The organism is Pseudomonas sp. JE3303 (assembly GCF_056312565.1).
The window spans coordinates 55,564-71,303 of the sequence record NZ_JBWGIF010000008.1; the positions used below are offsets into that span (position 1 = coordinate 55,564).

At 64.1% G+C, this 15,740-nt stretch carries 12 protein-coding genes; 10 read left to right on the forward strand and 2 right to left on the reverse strand.

All coding sequences use genetic code 11. From position 1 onward, the window contains the following. The first annotated feature begins 57 nt into the window (after positions 1-57). A complete protein-coding gene (locus tag AC0ZZU_RS12865; RefSeq protein ID WP_476341152.1) occupies positions 58-501 on the forward strand; it encodes an Hsp20 family protein in 444 nt (147 codons plus the stop codon). A gap of 50 nt (positions 502-551) precedes the next feature. Here the strand turns inward: AC0ZZU_RS12865 and AC0ZZU_RS12870 are convergent, their stop codons facing one another. Together AC0ZZU_RS12870 and AC0ZZU_RS12875 are read right to left on the reverse strand one after the other, a co-directional pair. Beyond that, entirely contained in the window at positions 552-3,497 is a 2,946-nt protein-coding gene (locus tag AC0ZZU_RS12870; RefSeq protein ID WP_476341154.1) for an EAL domain-containing protein, read from the reverse strand. A 60-nt stretch (positions 3,498-3,557) separates the two neighbouring features. After that, positions 3,558-4,436: a LysR family transcriptional regulator gene (locus tag AC0ZZU_RS12875; RefSeq protein ID WP_476341156.1), complete on the reverse strand. Its 879-nt coding sequence runs from the start codon at positions 4,434-4,436 to the stop codon at positions 3,558-3,560. A gap of 127 nt (positions 4,437-4,563) precedes the next feature. Here AC0ZZU_RS12875 and leuC point away from each other — a divergent pair, with 127 nt between their 5' ends. The 9 genes from leuC (at position 4,564) to AC0ZZU_RS12920 (ending at position 15,698) form a co-directional block, all read left to right on the forward strand. Beyond that, on the forward strand, positions 4,564-5,997 hold the full coding sequence (gene leuC, locus AC0ZZU_RS12880; protein WP_476341158.1) for a 3-isopropylmalate dehydratase large subunit: 1,434 nt from the start codon (positions 4,564-4,566) through the stop codon (positions 5,995-5,997). Next, positions 5,994-6,638 (forward strand): 3-isopropylmalate dehydratase small subunit, encoded by a 645-nt coding sequence (leuD, locus tag AC0ZZU_RS12885; RefSeq protein WP_476341159.1) that lies wholly within the window; start codon positions 5,994-5,996, stop codon positions 6,636-6,638. The genes leuC and leuD overlap by 4 nt, the downstream gene beginning before the upstream one ends. A 22-nt stretch (positions 6,639-6,660) precedes the next feature. Then, a complete protein-coding gene (locus tag AC0ZZU_RS12890) occupies positions 6,661-7,425 on the forward strand; it encodes a class I SAM-dependent methyltransferase (protein WP_476341161.1) in 765 nt (254 codons plus the stop codon). Between the two features lie 51 nt (positions 7,426-7,476). Next, positions 7,477-8,559, forward strand: a complete 1,083-nt coding sequence (leuB, locus tag AC0ZZU_RS12895; RefSeq protein WP_476341162.1) for a 3-isopropylmalate dehydrogenase — start codon at positions 7,477-7,479, stop codon at positions 8,557-8,559. 65 nt (positions 8,560-8,624) lie between these two features. Next, on the forward strand, positions 8,625-9,737 hold the full coding sequence (asd, locus tag AC0ZZU_RS12900; protein ID WP_476341163.1) for an aspartate-semialdehyde dehydrogenase: 1,113 nt from the start codon (positions 8,625-8,627) through the stop codon (positions 9,735-9,737). Between the two features lie 552 nt (positions 9,738-10,289). Next, positions 10,290-11,294: an aspartate-semialdehyde dehydrogenase gene (locus AC0ZZU_RS12905; RefSeq protein WP_476341165.1), complete on the forward strand. Its 1,005-nt coding sequence runs from the start codon at positions 10,290-10,292 to the stop codon at positions 11,292-11,294. A 71-nt stretch (positions 11,295-11,365) separates the two neighbouring features. Continuing rightward, the gene (locus AC0ZZU_RS12910; protein WP_476341167.1) at positions 11,366-14,071 is read left to right on the forward strand and encodes a motility hub landmark protein FimV; all 2,706 of its coding nucleotides are present in this window, start codon (positions 11,366-11,368) and stop codon (positions 14,069-14,071) included. Positions 14,072-14,163: 92 nt separating this feature from the next. Further along, positions 14,164-15,039, forward strand: a complete 876-nt coding sequence (truA, locus tag AC0ZZU_RS12915; protein WP_476341169.1) for a tRNA pseudouridine(38-40) synthase TruA — start codon at positions 14,164-14,166, stop codon at positions 15,037-15,039. A 38-nt stretch (positions 15,040-15,077) separates the two neighbouring features. Further along, positions 15,078-15,698, forward strand: coding sequence for a phosphoribosylanthranilate isomerase (locus AC0ZZU_RS12920; protein ID WP_476341170.1), 621 nt, complete (start codon positions 15,078-15,080; stop codon positions 15,696-15,698). Positions 15,699-15,740 lie beyond the last annotated feature (42 nt).

A 15,740-nucleotide genomic window follows, 5' to 3' on the forward strand; every position in this document is an offset into this window, starting at 1 on the left:
GCGATGCCGAATTCGGGTCGCGGAATCAACCACTCGCTGAATCCCAGGAGATGTACCATGACCACCGCTTTTTCCCTCGCACCCCTGTTCCGTCACTCCGTTGGCTTCGACCGCTTCAATGATCTGTTCGAGTCTGCGGCGCGCAACGATGCGGGTAGCAGCTACCCTCCCTACAACGTCGAGAAGCATGGCGATGACCATTACCGGATCGTCGTTGCGGCAGCCGGCTTCCAGGAACAGGACCTGGACCTGCAAGTCGAGAAGGGCGTCCTGACTGTCACCGGCGGCAAGCGCGATACCAGCGCCGAGAGCGTGACCTATCTGCACCAGGGCATCGCCCAACGGGCGTTCAAGCTGTCGTTCCGCCTGGCCGACCACATCGAGGTCAAGGCCGCGGGCCTGTCCAACGGCCTGCTCAGCATCGATCTGCTGCGCATCGTGCCGGAAGAGGCCAAGGCCAAGCGCATTCCGATCGCTTCGGACAAACCAGCGCTGAGCTGAGACTGGCTGTAGGAAGAAGGGCGCCTCCGGGCGCCCTTTTTCGTGGGCTACTAGTAGTCCGCCGGCGCCTCGAGCAGCATTTGCCGGAACTCCTTGAGCGGCAGGGGCCTGCTGTGCAGGTAACCCTGGTACAGGTAGCATCCCTGACGCTCCAGGAACTCCAGCTGCTCGGTCAATTCCACCCCTTCGGCAATCACTGTCAGGTCAAGGCTGCGGGCCATGGCGACAATGGCGCGGACGATCTCGGCATCGTTAGGGTCCACCGGAGCGTCGCGTACGAACGACTGGTCTATCTTCAATGCATCCACCGGCAGACGCTTGAGGTAGGTCAGCGATGAATACCCCGTGCCGAAATCATCCATGGCGAAACTCACGCCGTAGCGCTTGAGTTCGCGCATCTTGCTGATGGTGTCCTCCAGGTTCTGGATGACAATGCCTTCGGTGATCTCCAGCTTGAGCATGTGGCGGGGGAGGCGGAAGTCGTCGAGGCTGCGCAGCACCCGTTCGACAAAGTCATTCTGGCGAAACTGGCGTGGGCTGATGTTGACGCACAGGCTGAATTCCTCAGCATTGATCAGCCCATCCTGGAGCATGCCCGCGCAGGCATCGCAGGCCTCGTCGAGAATCCAGGTGCCCACTTCGAGAATCACGCCGCTTTCCTCCAGTACCTGAATGAACTGCGCAGGTGGCTGTTGCCCGAGTTGAGGGTGGTGCCAGCGCAACAGCACCTCGGCGCCGATGATGCGATTGTCACGGGAATCGACCTGGGGCTGGAAGTGCAAGGCCAGTTCGCCGCGGGCAAGTGCAAGGCGCAAGTCGTTTTCCATGCGCAGGCGCTCGCTGGCGGCCCTTTGCATGGTGGTATGGAACAGTTGCGTGGTATTGCGCCCCGAGTCCTTGGCCCGGTAAAGGGCGATGTCGGCGCGCTTGAGGAGGTCGGCCGGTGTCGAGCCGTGATCGGGGATCAGTGCCACGCCGATGCTGGGCGTTACCTGCAGGCGCTGGCCATCCAGCGACATGGGCTCGGCCAGCAGTTGGCGGAGGGTGTCGGCCAGTTCGCGAACCTGTGTCTCGACGGCCTCGCGACTGCCCTCAAGGCCCCCGAGCAACACCACGAATTCATCACCCCCCAGGCGGGCCACTGTGTCCTCCAGGCGTACGCTGGCTTCGAGGCGCGCCGTGATGATCTTCAACACGGTGTCGCCGACCGGGTGCCCGAGCGAATCATTGATGTGCTTGAAGTGATCAAGGTCAAGGAAGAGCAGGGCGCCACGCATGTTCTGGCGTTTGAGCAGGGCGATCTGCTGGCTCAGGCGGTCCATCAGCAGGGCGCGGTTGGGCAGGTTGGTCAGAGGGTCGTGGTAGGCCAGGTGGCGGATTTGGGCCTGGGCGTTCTTCAATTGGCTGACATCGCGGGCGGTCAGCAGCAGGCAGTCGATCTCATTGAGGCAAATCGGCTCGACCGAGACCTCGACGGTCAGGATATCGCCGCGCTTGTTGCGCCCGAGCATTTCCCGGTGGTGCACGCGGCCCCGGTCCAACAGCTCGTTGAGCAGGGCCGCGCGCTGCTTTTCATCGGCCCAGATGCCCAGTTCATGAACGGTACGCCCGACCACTTCGCCTGCGCTGTAGCCGGTCAGGCGGCAGAAACCGTCGTTGACCTCAAGGTACCGCCCGCTCTGGCGTTCGGTGATGGTGATGGCGTCGGGGCTGGAGTGGAACGCCTTGGCGAACTTTTCCTCGCTGGCCTTGAGCGCGGCCTCCGCGCGTTGCTGCTGGGTGATGTCGCGCAGGGTGGTCACGCTGCAGGGTTGGCTGTCGACGCTGATCAGGCGACTGGAGATCACACAGGTCAAGGGCGTGCCATTGCTGTGATTGACCACCACCGCCACGTTGCTCAGTGCCTGGTCGCGGATGACCTGCTCGATACGCTGGGCACGCTCCGCCGATTCCGCCCACAGGCCGATTTCCTCGGCGGTGCGGCCGATCACATGAAGGGCGGTCCAGCCAAAGGTCTGGCTGAAGGCCGGATTGACCTCGATGAACTGGCCCGTGTCCTGGCGCGTCACGCAGATCGGGTCGGGGCTGGCCTGGAACAGGCTGGCAAACTTCTCTTCCGAAGCGCTCAGGCGTTGCTCGCGCTCCACCTGGTCGGTGATGTCCAGCAGGGTGCCGGCCATGCGCAGCGGGTTGCCTGCTTCGTCACGGTACAGCCGCGCGCGGCTTTCGATGTAGCGGGACGTGCCGCCTTCAAGCTGGATGCGGTAGGTGATCTGGTAATTGCCTGCCGGGCCCTCGCGCAGGCTGCGGTAGGTCTGGCGCATGCTCTCGCGCTCTTGCTCCGGCACACCTTCGAAAAAGGCTTCGAACGATTCATGGAAGGGCACCGGTTGCAGGCCGTGCAATTGAGCGGCTCGGGCCGAACCGTAGAGCATGCCGCTGGGGATGTGCCAGTCCCAGGTACCCATCTGCGCCGAGTCCAGGGCCAGGTCGAGCCGCTCCTGGCTCTCCTTGAGGGCCTTTTCGGAGTTGATCAACGCGGCTTCCCGCTCGCGCTGGCGGGTGATCTCGCGGATCACCCCGATCATCATCTGCGGCCGTCCGAGGTTGTCGCGGGTGAGGCTGCCGTTGATCTCCAGCCAGTGCAGGCTGCCGTCCGGCCAGCGGATCCGGTGGCGCATGGCGCGCTCCACGGGTTCGCCATTTATCACCGCATCGAAGGCCATGCGCGTGCGTGCTCGGTCCCCCTCAGGCAGCAGGTCGAGGTAGTCGATATCTTCGGCCAGGGGCTGATTCGGATCGAGGCCGAACAGCGCCTGGGTGCCCCTCGACCAGCTGATTCGGCCGCTTTCGATATCCCACAGCCAAGCCCCCAGCCGCGCGCCGTTGAGCGCTACCAGCAGTTGTGGTGCGTTTTGCCAGGTCTGCTCCGACTCCTGGGGATCGGCTGCATGGATGCGCGGCAGTCGCGGAAAACGATGTGCTGAGTTGGACATCAATACCAGACCTTTGGCGGATGACGCTTCCTTGCGCGTGATGCCGGAGCCGCCGGCCTGTCAGGCAGGCCTGACATGACTGTCGAGCAGGGCCATGAATGCTTTGGCGGCGTTCGATAGCGTTCGTTCCGTGTGCAGGATGTAGCCTAGCTTGCGCGACAGCTGTATGCCGGGCAAAGCGATGGATGCGACTTGCTCATCGAGCATGGTCCGGGGGAGTACGCTCCAGGCAAGGCCGATGGACACCATCATCTTGATCGTCTCCAGGTAATTGGTACTCATGGCGATGTTAGGGGTCAGTCCCTGGCTTTCGAACAAGCGCTGGACAATGTGGTGGGTAAAAGTGTTTCCACCGGGAAACACGGCGGGGTGATGGGCCACGTCGGCCAGGCTGACCGCGTTGTTGTTGGCCAGCGGATGCTCGGGCGCCGCGACGAAATCGAGGGCGTCCTCCCAGACCGGGACCGCGCGTACCAGGTGGTGGGGCTCGGGGGCCAGGGTGATTACAGCGATCTCCGCGCGCCCATGGAGGATTTCGTCGTAGGCCGCTTCCGAATCCATGAACTGAATATCCAGCGCCACCTCCGGATACTCACGGGTGAAGGCCCTGAGGAGCGGGGGAAGCCGGTGCAGGCCGATATGATGGCTGGTGGCCAGGGTCAGCCGACCCGTCACTTCGCCGGTCAGATTGGTCAGGGCGCGGCGGGTATCATCGAGTACATTGAGGATCTGATAGGCACGTGGCAACAGTGCCCGCCCGGCCTCGGTCAGCGTGACCTCGCGGCCCAGGCGGTCGAACAGGCGCACGTCCAGCTGCTGTTCAAGTCCGGCGATGCGCTTGCTGATCGCGGGTTGTGTGAGATGCAGGCGTTCGCCGGCTCCCGAGAAGCTGCCTACTTCGGCGATGGCAATAAAGGCACTGAGATTCGCCAGGTCCACTGCTCGAATTCCTTTTGGTTATCCAAAGTATAAAAAATATGAATTTGAGTTATTCAATCTAACCCCATAGCATCGTCCGTACAAGCCAAGGGGTTAATTGGCGCAGAAACTGATGAGGAACCGTCTGATGGCCGGCAGAACGCTGTACGACAAACTCTGGGATTCGCATGTGGTCAAGCAGCGCGACGATGGCTCGTCGCTGATCTACATCGATCGCCACATCATCCACGAAGTGACCTCGCCACAGGCGTTCGAAGGCCTGCGCCTGGCTGCACGCAAACCTTGGCGCATCGACGCCAACATCGCCACCCCCGACCACAACGTGCCGACCACCCCGGAACGCAAGGGCGGCATCGAGGCCATCGCCGACCAGGTTTCGCGCCTTCAGGTGCAGACCCTCGATGAGAACTGTGACGAATACGGCATCAACGAATTCAAGATGAATGACGTGCGCCAGGGCATCGTCCACGTCATCAGCCCGGAGCAGGGCGCTACCTTGCCGGGCATGACGGTGGTCTGCGGCGACTCGCACACCTCCACCCACGGCGCCTTTGGTGCGCTGGCCCATGGCATCGGCACGTCCGAGGTCGAGCATGTGCTCGCCACCCAGTGCCTGGTCGCCAAGAAGATGAAGAACATGCTGGTGCGCGTCGAAGGCGAGTTGCCGTTCGGCGTCACCGCCAAGGACATCGTCCTTGCGATCATCGGCAGGATCGGTACCGCTGGCGGCAACGGCCATGCCATGGAGTTCGCCGGCAGCGCGATTCGCGAACTGTCGATGGAAGGCCGCATGACCATCTGCAACATGTCGATCGAGGCCGGTGCCCGCGTTGGCCTGGTTGCCACCGACGCCACCACCATCGCCTACGTCAAGGGCCGTCCCTACGCGCCGACCGACGCGCAGTGGGACGCCGCGGTCGCGGCCTGGGAAGAGCTGGTATCCGACGAGGATGCCGTGTTCGATACCGTGATCGAAGTGGACGCCACGCAGATCAAGCCCCAGGTAAGCTGGGGTACTTCCCCCGAGATGGTCCTTGCCGTCGACCAGCGCGTGCCGGATCCTGCCGCCGAGCCTGACCTGGTCAAGCGCGGCTCGATCGAGCGCGCCTTGAAGTACATGGGCCTGAACGCCAACCAGGCGATCACCGATATCCGCCTGGACCGTGTGTTCATAGGCTCATGCACCAACTCGCGCATCGAAGACCTGCGCGCCGCCGCCGAAATCGCCAAGGGCCGCAAGGTTGCCTCCTCCATCAAGCAGGCCATCGTCGTGCCGGGCTCCGGCCTGGTCAAGGCGCAGGCCGAGCGCGAGGGGTTGGACAAGGTGTTCATCGAGGCCGGCTTCGAATGGCGTGAGCCCGGCTGCTCCATGTGCCTGGCCATGAACCCCGACCGGCTTGAAAGCGGCGAGCACTGCGCTTCGACCTCGAACCGCAATTTCGAAGGCCGCCAGGGCGCCGGTGGCCGTACCCACCTGGTAAGCCCGGCCATGGCCGCGGCCGCCGCCGTGACTGGCCACTTCGTGGATGTCCGCGAGTTGATCCAAGGGAGCGCAGCATGAAAGCCTTTACCCAGCACACCGGCCTTGTCGCGCCATTGGACCGAGCCAACGTCGACACCGACCAGATCATTCCCAAGCAGTTCCTGAAGTCGATCAAGCGCACCGGCTTCGGCCCGAACCTGTTCGACGAGTGGCGTTACCTGGATGTGGGCCAGCCTTATCAGGACAACAGCAAGCGGCCGCTGAACACCGAGTTCGTGCTCAACCACCCTCGTTACCAAGGCGCCAGCGTGCTGCTGGCGCGCGAGAACTTCGGCTGCGGCTCGAGCCGCGAGCATGCGCCGTGGGCCCTGGATGAATACGGCTTCCGCAGCGTCATTGCGCCAAGCTTCGCCGATATCTTCTTCAACAACAGCTTCAAGAACGGCCTGCTGCCGATCATCCTCAGCGATGAAGAGGTCGACGAGCTGTTCAAGCAGGTCGAGGCGAACCCGGGCTATCAGTTGACCGTCGACCTGCAGGCCCAGGCAGTGACCCGCCCGGACGGCAAGGTGCTGCACTTCGAGATCGATGCCTTCCGCAAGCACTGCCTGCTCAACGGCCTCGACGACATCGGCCTGACGCTGCAGGACGCCGACGCCATCAAGGCGTTCGAAGGCAAGCACCGCACCGGCCAGCCGTGGTTGTTCCGCGACGCGTGACCCACTGATCGAGGAAATCGTGATGACCAGCACCACTCACAAGGATGTCGTACAGCGCCAGTTCGGCGAACAGGCCAGCGCCTACCTGAGCAGCACCGTGCATGCACAGGGCGCGGAATTCGCCCTGCTGCGGGCCGAGCTCGCTGGGAAGGGTGACGCGCGCCTGCTTGACCTGGGCTGTGGTGCCGGTCATGTCAGCTTCAATGTGGCACCCCTGGTGCGCGAAGTGGTGGCCTACGACCTCTCGCAGCAGATGCTCGACGTGGTGGCATCCGCCGCCGCCGAGCGTGGCATGGAAAACATCCGTACCGAATGTGGCGCCGCCGAGCGGCTGCCGTTCGCCGACGCCTCGTTCGACTTCGTCTTCAGCCGCTATTCTGCGCACCATTGGAGCGACCTGGGCCTGGCCCTGCGCGAAGTGCGCCGGGTGCTCAAACCGGGCGGTGTGGCGGCCTTCGTGGATGTGATGTCGCCGGGCAGCCCACTGCTCGACACATACCTGCAAAGCGTGGAAGTACTGCGCGATACCAGTCATGTGCGCGATTATTCGGCCAGCGAGTGGCTGCAGCAGGTCAGCGAGGCCGGCCTCTTCACCCGCGGTCACAGCCGCCAGCGCCTGCGTCTGGAATACAGCTCGTGGGTCGAGCGCATGCGCACCCCGGGCGCCATGCGCGAGGCCATCCTCCAATTGCAGCAGGCGATGGGCGAGGAAGTGCGGCAGTATTACCAGATCGAGGCCGATGGTTCCTTCAGCACCGACGTGCTGGTGCTGTGGGCCGAACGCTAGTTTTTTCCGGCGCGCCGGTCAGGCTCGCCGCTTGAATGGATAGAGGAACGCATGAGCAAGCAGATTCTGATTCTCCCAGGTGACGGCATTGGTCCGGAAATCATGGCCGAGGCGGTCAAGGTGCTGGAGCTGGCGAACGACAGGTTCGAGCTCGGACTTGCGCTGGCGCACGACGTCATCGGTGGCGCGGCCATCGACAAGCATGGCGTGCCGCTGGCCGACGAGACCCTGGAACGTGCACGCCAGGCCGATGCCGTGCTGCTTGGCGCGGTCGGCGGGCCGAAGTGGGACAAGATCGAACGCGACATCCGTCCGGAACGCGGCCTGCTGAAGATCCGCTCGCAACTGGGCCTGTTCGCCAACCTGCGTCCCGCGATCCTCTACCCGCAACTGGCCGATGCGTCGTCGCTCAAGCCCGAAATCGTCGCTGGCCTGGACATCCTCATCGTGCGTGAGCTGACCGGCGGCATCTACTTCGGCGCTCCACGTGGCACCCGCGAGCTCGAAGGCGGCGAACGCCAGGCTTACGACACCCTGCCGTACAGCGAGAGCGAGATCCGCCGCATCGCCCGCGTCGGCTTCGACATGGCCCGCGTGCGCGGCAAGAAACTGTGCTCGGTGGACAAGGCCAACGTCCTGGCCTCCAGCCAGCTGTGGCGCGAAGTGGTCGAAGAGGTCGCCAAGGACTATCCGGACGTCGAGCTGAGCCACATGTACGTCGATAACGCCGCCATGCAACTGGTGCGCGCGCCCAAGCAGTTCGATGTGGTAGTGACCGACAACCTGTTCGGTGACATTCTGTCGGATGAGGCTTCCATGCTGACCGGTTCCATCGGCATGCTGCCTTCTGCGTCCCTCGATGCCGACAACAAGGGCATGTACGAGCCCTGCCATGGCTCGGCCCCGGACATCGCCGGCCAAGGCATCGCCAACCCGCTGGCGACCATTCTTTCGGTCTCGATGATGCTGCGCTACAGCTTCAACCAGCACGCCGCCGCGGACGCGATCGAGAAGGCTGTCAGCCTGGTGCTCGACCAGGGTCTGCGCACCGGTGACATCCACTCGGCCGGTTGCATCAAGGTCGGTACGCAGGAAATGGGCGATGCAGTAGTCGCAGCCCTGCGGAATCTGTAATCTCTCTGGCCCGCTGCCGCCTTTCCCAAGGCAGCGGCCCACTTTTTAGCAAAGGTGTTGTTGCGATGAAACGTGTAGGTCTGATCGGTTGGCGCGGTATGGTCGGTTCCGTGCTCATGCAGCGGATGCTGGAAGAGCAGGATTTCGACCTTATCGAGCCGGTGTTCTTCACTACCTCCAATGTGGGAGGCCAGGGTCCGGCGGTGGGCAAGGATATTGCTCCGCTCAAGGATGCTTACAGCATTGAAGAGCTCAAGACCCTCGATGTGATCCTGACCTGCCAGGGCGGCGACTACACCAACGAAGTCTTCCCCAAGCTGCGCGAAGCCGGCTGGCAGGGCTACTGGATCGATGCCGCCTCCAGCCTGCGCATGCAGGATGACGCGGTGATCGTGCTCGATCCGGTCAACCGCAAGGTGATCGACCAGCAGCTCGATGCCGGTACCAAGAACTACATCGGCGGCAACTGCACTGTCAGCCTGATGCTGATGGGCCTTGGCGGGTTGTTCGAAGCTGGCCTGGTCGAGTGGATGAGCGCCATGACCTACCAGGCGGCCTCCGGTGCCGGCGCGCAGAACATGCGCGAGCTGATCCGCCAGATGGGCGCTACCCACGCCGCTGTTGCCGATGACCTGGCCAACCCGGCCAGCGCCATCCTCGATATCGACCGCAAGGTCGCCGAGGCCATGCGCGGCGAAGCCTACCCGACCGAGAACTTCGGCGTGCCACTGGCGGGCAGCCTGATCCCCTGGATCGACAAGGAACTGCCGAACGGCCAGAGCCGCGAGGAATGGAAAGCCCAGGCCGAGACCAACAAGATTCTTGGCCGCTTCAAGAGCCCGGTTCCGGTCGACGGTATCTGCGTGCGCATCGGTGCCATGCGTTGCCACAGCCAGGCGCTGACCATCAAGCTGAACAAGGACGTGCCGCTGGCCGACATCGAAGGCATGATCAGCCAGCACAACCCCTGGGTGAAGCTGGTGCCGAACCATCGCGATATCAGCATGCAGGAGCTGAGCCCGACCAACGTCACCGGCACGCTGAACATCCCGGTGGGCCGTCTGCGCAAGCTGAACATGGGCTCGCAGTACCTGGGCGCCTTCACCGTCGGTGACCAGCTGCTGTGGGGCGCCGCCGAGCCGCTGCGCCGTATGCTGCGGATCCTGCTGGAGCGGTAACCGCGTCTTGGCTGCACAAGAAACCCGTGCTGGAAACAGCGCGGGTTTTTTTGTGGGGGTTGGAGGTGCCTGTCCTGGGCTTTGTAGTGCCCATGAGATCGAGCGCCGTGCGCTTGGGGCCTTGTGGCGCTGCGCAGATCGAGCGCCGCCCGCGCGGCGCATCGCGGGACAAGCCCGCTCCCACATTTGTTGCAACGTGCCATGGCCTGACAGTTTGGAGTCTTAGCCTTGTTTGTCCGGCTCAGGTTTTGAGGGGAGCACACCGGCCTCCCACCACTCTTCTGCCATGCACCAAGGCTGACAACCCAAATCCCACAGGCCATGGCACGTTGCAACAAATGTGGGAGCGGGCTTGTCCCGCGATGCGCCGCGCGGGCGGCGCTCGATCTGCGCAGCGCCACAAGGCCCCAAGCGCACGGCGCTCGATCTCACGGGTGCCACAAGGCCCCAAGCGCACGCCCCGCTCGATCTGATGGGCGCCACAAAACCTATGGCGTACTCTCACCAATCAAGTAAAGTGCCGCTCCCGCCGTTTCAGCAGAGGATTTTCCCATGACCCAGCCCATTGATATTGCCGTAGTCGGTGCCACCGGCAGCGTTGGCGAAACCCTTGTGCAGATCCTCGAAGAACTGGATTTTCCAGTGGCGACGCTGCACCTGCTGGCCAGCAATGAGTCGGCTGGCAGCGCGATCATGTTCCGCAACAAGAGCCTGCGCGTACGTGAAGTCGACCGCTTCGACTTCAGCCAGGTCAAGCTGGCATTCTTCGCGGCCGGCGCCGCAGTCAGCCGCAGCTTCGCACCCAAGGCCCAGGCTGCCGGCTGCTCGGTCATCGATCTCTCGGGGGCGCTGGAACAGGCACCAGCCCTGGTCCCGGAGGCCAACTCCGCGAAACTCGAACAGCTGCCGTTGCCCGCATTGATCTGCAGTCCGAGCGCTGCCGCCGTGGCCCTGGCCGTGGCGCTGGCGCCGCTCAAGGACTTGCTCGATATCGAGCGCGTCCAGCTCACCGCCTGCGTGGCCATCTCGGCCCAAGGGCGCGAAGCGGTCACCGAGCTGGCGCGCCAGACAGCCGAGCTGCTCAATGCCCGTCCACTGGAACCGCGCTTTTTCGACCGCCAGGTAGCGTTCAACGTGCTGGCTCAGGTCGGCCCCAGCGATGAACAAGGCCATGGCGCGCTGGAGCGTCGCCTGGTGAGCGAGTTGCGCGAGGTGCTGGACTTGCCTTTACTCAAGATTTCCGTGACCTGCGTTCAAGTCCCGGTGTTTTTTGGCGATAGCTACAGTGTGTCGGTACAAAGCCGCCGTGCGGTCGACCTGACCGCAGTCAATGCCGCGCTAGAGGCCGCCGAAGGTGTAGAGCTGGTGGAACTCGACGACTATCCGACCCCGGTCGGTGACGCAGTGGGGCAGGACGTGGTCTATGTTGGTCGTGTACGTCTGGGCATCGATGAGCCAGAACAGCTCAACCTGTGGCTGACAACCGACAACGTGCGCAAGGGCGCTGCCCTGAATGCCGTGCAATTGGCGCAATTGTTGATTAAAGACATGGCGTAAAAGATACTGGACGGCAATTTTGTCCTGCACCGTCACCGGGTTTCGGGGCGATCAATACAAGGGAAGAGGTCATGCTTCGAATTCGCAAACTGGTCCTGGCCATCGCCGCAGCCTCCGCGCTGTCGTCTGGCATGGCGAATGCCCTGGGGTTGGGTGAGCTGACCCTCAGGTCGGCACAGAACCAGCCGCTGGATGCCGAGATCGAGCTGCTCGATGTGCGCGACCTCACCGCCCCTGAAGTGGTGCCCAGCCTTGCCCCGCCAGAAGAATTCTCCAAGGCGGGAGTGGAGTATGCCCCGTATCTGGAGGACCTGACCTTCACCTCGGTGATCATACCCAACGGCAAGAGCATGCTCCGTGTGACTTCCAGCCAGCCGTTGCCAGCGCCGGTGGTCAAGTTCCTGGTGCAGGTCTTGTGGCCCCAGGGCCGGCTGGTGCGCGACTACAGCATGCTGCTCGACCAGGCGCAGGCCCAGGGCAGACAGGCACAGGCGGGCGTTGCGCCTGCGGTGAGCTATACCACCAAGCCCCGCGATACCCTCTGGCAGATTGCCGCCCGCAACACCCAGGGCGCTTCGGTGCAGCAGACCATGATCGCCATCCAGGCACTGAACCCGGATGCGTTCATCAACAACAACATCAACCTGCTCAAGGCCGGCCAGGTCTTGCGCATGCCTGACCAGCAGCAGGCCCAGTCCACGCCCCAGGGCGAGGCCGTTCGGGATGTTGCCGAGCAGTACGCTGCCTGGCGTGAAGGCCGTCGCCTGGGGCCACGTGCACGTCAGCTGGATGCCACTCGACGTGGAAGTGCTGAAGACGCGCCTTCGCGCATCGCCCAGCAGGACAATCTGCGCCTGGTTGCCCCAAGCAGCGAAGCCGCGGCCGGCGACAGCAAGACCCTTGGCGATCAGTTGGCGCTGGCCGAGGAAAGCCTGGACACCAGTCGCCGCGACAACGAAGAGTTGAAAAGCCGCGTCGTCGATCTGCAGAGCCAGCTCGACAAGCTGCAGCGCCTGATCGCCTTGAAAAATGACCAGTTGGCCCGTCTGGAAGCCCAGAGCGGCGCGGCACAACCGCCTGCGTCCCTGCCAAGCGAAGCGCCTGCGGCACTCCCGGGTGAAGCGCCTGCGGCACTTCCAGGTGAGGTGCCCGTTGGACAACCCGCGGTCACCCCCCCGGTCACCCCCCCGGTCACGCCAGGGGAGCCGGTGGTCGATCCGGCGCCCGCGGCCGTCGACACCGCGCCAGTGCCTGCACCCGATGCCGAGGCCGTACCGGCCGAGGGCGAAAAAGGTGCCTCGGACGACGTGTTGAGCAGCCCGCTATGGCTGTCCCTGATCGCGGCTTCCGCACTCCTGGCCTTGCTGCTGTTGCTGTTGCTTCTGGCACGCAAGCGCAAAGCCGACCAGGAAGCCGAAAAGCACCTGCGCATGGCTCGGGCGCTGGCTGAAGAGGGCGAGCGTGGGCCCGACCCCGACCTTGCGCTTTCCAGCTTCGACGAACTCGAGGTGCCGGCGGCCAGCGTCAAACTGTCGCCCGGCATGGTTGCCGCCTCGGCCGCCGCCGCGACCGCTGCAGAGCATCCGCACGAGTCGGCCCCGTCCCCCGCGCCGGTGCCTGAGCCGGATTCCGCCCCGGTAGTAGCCAACGTGCTGGCCACGCCCGCCGCGATCGACAAGGTGCTCGAAGAGGCTGAGCAAAGCATTGCCAAAGGCCGCCTCAATCACGCGGCGGATCTGCTGGAGCCGGCGGTCGCCGCCCAGCCGGACCGCAGCGAGCTTCGACTCAAACTGATGGAGGTCTATGCCCGGCAGGGTGACAGGGACGCCTTCGTCGGCCAGGAGCGCCAGCTGGTGGCTACCGGCCAGAACCACGCCGATGCCGAAGCGCTGAAGCAGCAGTTCCCGGCGATGCTTGGCGTGGCTGCGACTGGCATCGGTGCAGCCGCGCTGGCGGCCGAGCTCGATGCGCAGTATGTGCAGGAGCTGCTCCAGGAACAGGACGAGTCCCCAGAGCCGATCGCAGCGGATCCCGCGCAGGACCCTGAGGCGCTGGCCGCCGGGGAAGATACGCTCGATGGCGCTTTCGACCTTGACCTGGAAGATGAACTCCTGCTCGACGAGCAGCTTCAAGCCCAACTGGATGAAGAAGCTGCATCCTCGGCGTTGGCGCAGACTGCTGCCGTCCAACCGGTGCCAGAACAGCCTGACGCTGATGCCGATTTCGAAGCGTTGCTCGCCCAGGCCCAGGCCGATGCCGGTGGCAGCCCGGAAGACGACCTGGCCGACTTCGACCTGGATGTCGGCGAGCCGGAGCCCTTGACGCCCACCGAGCCCGCGACCGATGCCCCGGTGGATGTCGCTGCGGAGCTGGCGGCATTCGACGCCATGACCGACTTCGAACCGGTTTCCGAGCTCGAAATGCCGGAAGACTTCGACCTCTCACTCTCGCTGGATGATGAATCGCCCGCGGACGAGCGCTTCGCCTCCGAGCTGGACGACGTCAACGCCGAACTCGACAAGCTGCCGCCGAGCGTCGACACCCCGCCGGTCGAGCCGCGCTTCACGGCAGAGGACGCAGCCCAGGATCCGGGCGACGACCTGGACTTCGATTTCTTCTCCGAGACCGATGAGGTCTCCACCAAGCTCGACCTGGCCCGCGCCTACATCGACATGGGCGACCACGACGGGGCGCGCGATATCCTCGACGAAGTGGTCAAGGACGGCGACGACACCCAGCGTCAGGAAGCCCAGGACATGCTGTCGCGGCTGGTCTGATCCACGGCGGCAGAAGACAGCGGCAGCCCGGGTGGCTGCCGTTGTCGCTATAATGCCCGCCATCCGTTCAATCCACAGGCTTTGGTTTTTTCTTGGACATCATCATCAACGACGCGGCCGAATTGGCGGCCGAGGGTTTTTTCCGCATCGCCCTGGGTGTCGAGTACAAGGGTGCCCGTTATCATGGCTGGCAGCGTCAGAGTACCGGCGTGCCCAGTGTGCAGCTCGCCCTGGAAGAGGCCTTGTCGCGGGTTGCCGATGAGCCTGTGACGATTTCCTGCGCCGGGCGTACCGATGCCGCCGTGCATGCGTGCGGCCAGGTCGTGCACTTCGACACCCGCGCGGTGCGCAACGAGCGCGCCTGGACCATGGGCACCAATCTCAACCTGCCCCATGACATCAGCGTGACCTGGGCGAAGCAGATGCCGGCGCACTTCCATGCCCGCTTCAAGGCCAAGGCCCGGCGCTATCGCTACGTGATCTACAACGACCCGATCCGCCCAGCGCACCTGGCCGAGGAAGTCACCTGGAACCACCGGCCGCTGGATATCGAGCGCATGGCCCAGGCAGCCGAATACCTGCTCGGTACCCACGACTTCAGCTCGTTCCGTGCCGGCCAATGCCAGGCAAAGTCACCGGTCAAGCACATCCACCACCTGCGTGTGACCCGCCACGGCCAGATGATTGTGCTGGACATCCGTGCCACCGCCTTCCTCCATCACATGGTGCGCAACATCGCCGGCGTGCTGATGGCCATCGGGGCCGGCCAGCGCCCCGTTGCCTGGGCCCGCGAGGTGCTCGAAAGCCGTGACCGGCGCAGCGCGGGCGTCACCGCGCACCCGTACGGGCTCTACCTGGTGCATGTCGAATATCCCGAGGAGTACGCCGTGCCGCAGCGTTACATCGGCCCACACTTTCTCACCGGCTTCGAGGCGTTGTCGGCTGACGCCCCCAGCGTCATTTGCTAACATCCGGGGCTTTACCGATCAGCCGAGGTTCGTGCCCCATGAGCACCGTTCGCAGCAAGATCTGTGGGATAACCCGTATCGAAGACGCCCTGGCCGCAGCCGAGGCGGGCGCCGATGCCATCGGCTTCGTGTTCTACGCGAAGAGCCCACGGGCCGTGGACGTGCGCCAGGCGCGCGAAATCATCCAGGCCTTGCCGCCGTTCGTCACCACGGTGGGGCTGTTCGTCAACGCCAGCCGCTGCGAGCTGAACGAGATCCTCGAGGTGGTGCCGCTGGACCTCCTGCAGTTCCACGGCGATGAAACCCCTGCCGAGTGCGAAGGCTATCATCGTCCCTGGATCAAGGCGTTGCGCGTGCGTCCCGGCGACGATCTCCAGGCCGCCTGCCAACACTATGACAAGGCCAGCGGTATCCTGCTGGACACCTACGTGGCCGGAGTGCCCGGTGGCACCGGCGAGGCGTTCGACTGGTCGCTGGTGCCTGAGCGCCTGAGCAAGCCTGTCATCCTCGCGGGCGGGTTGTCGCCCGACAATGTCGCCGAGGCCATCGCCAGGGTGCGCCCGTATGCGGTGGATGTCAGCGGCGGGGTAGAGCAGGCCAAGGGCATCAAGGACGCGGCAATGATCGAGGCTTTCCTGCGTGCGGTGAAGCAGGCGTGAGCGCGGATGTGACGGCTGGCTGCGCGCCATCGTCCATAGCTT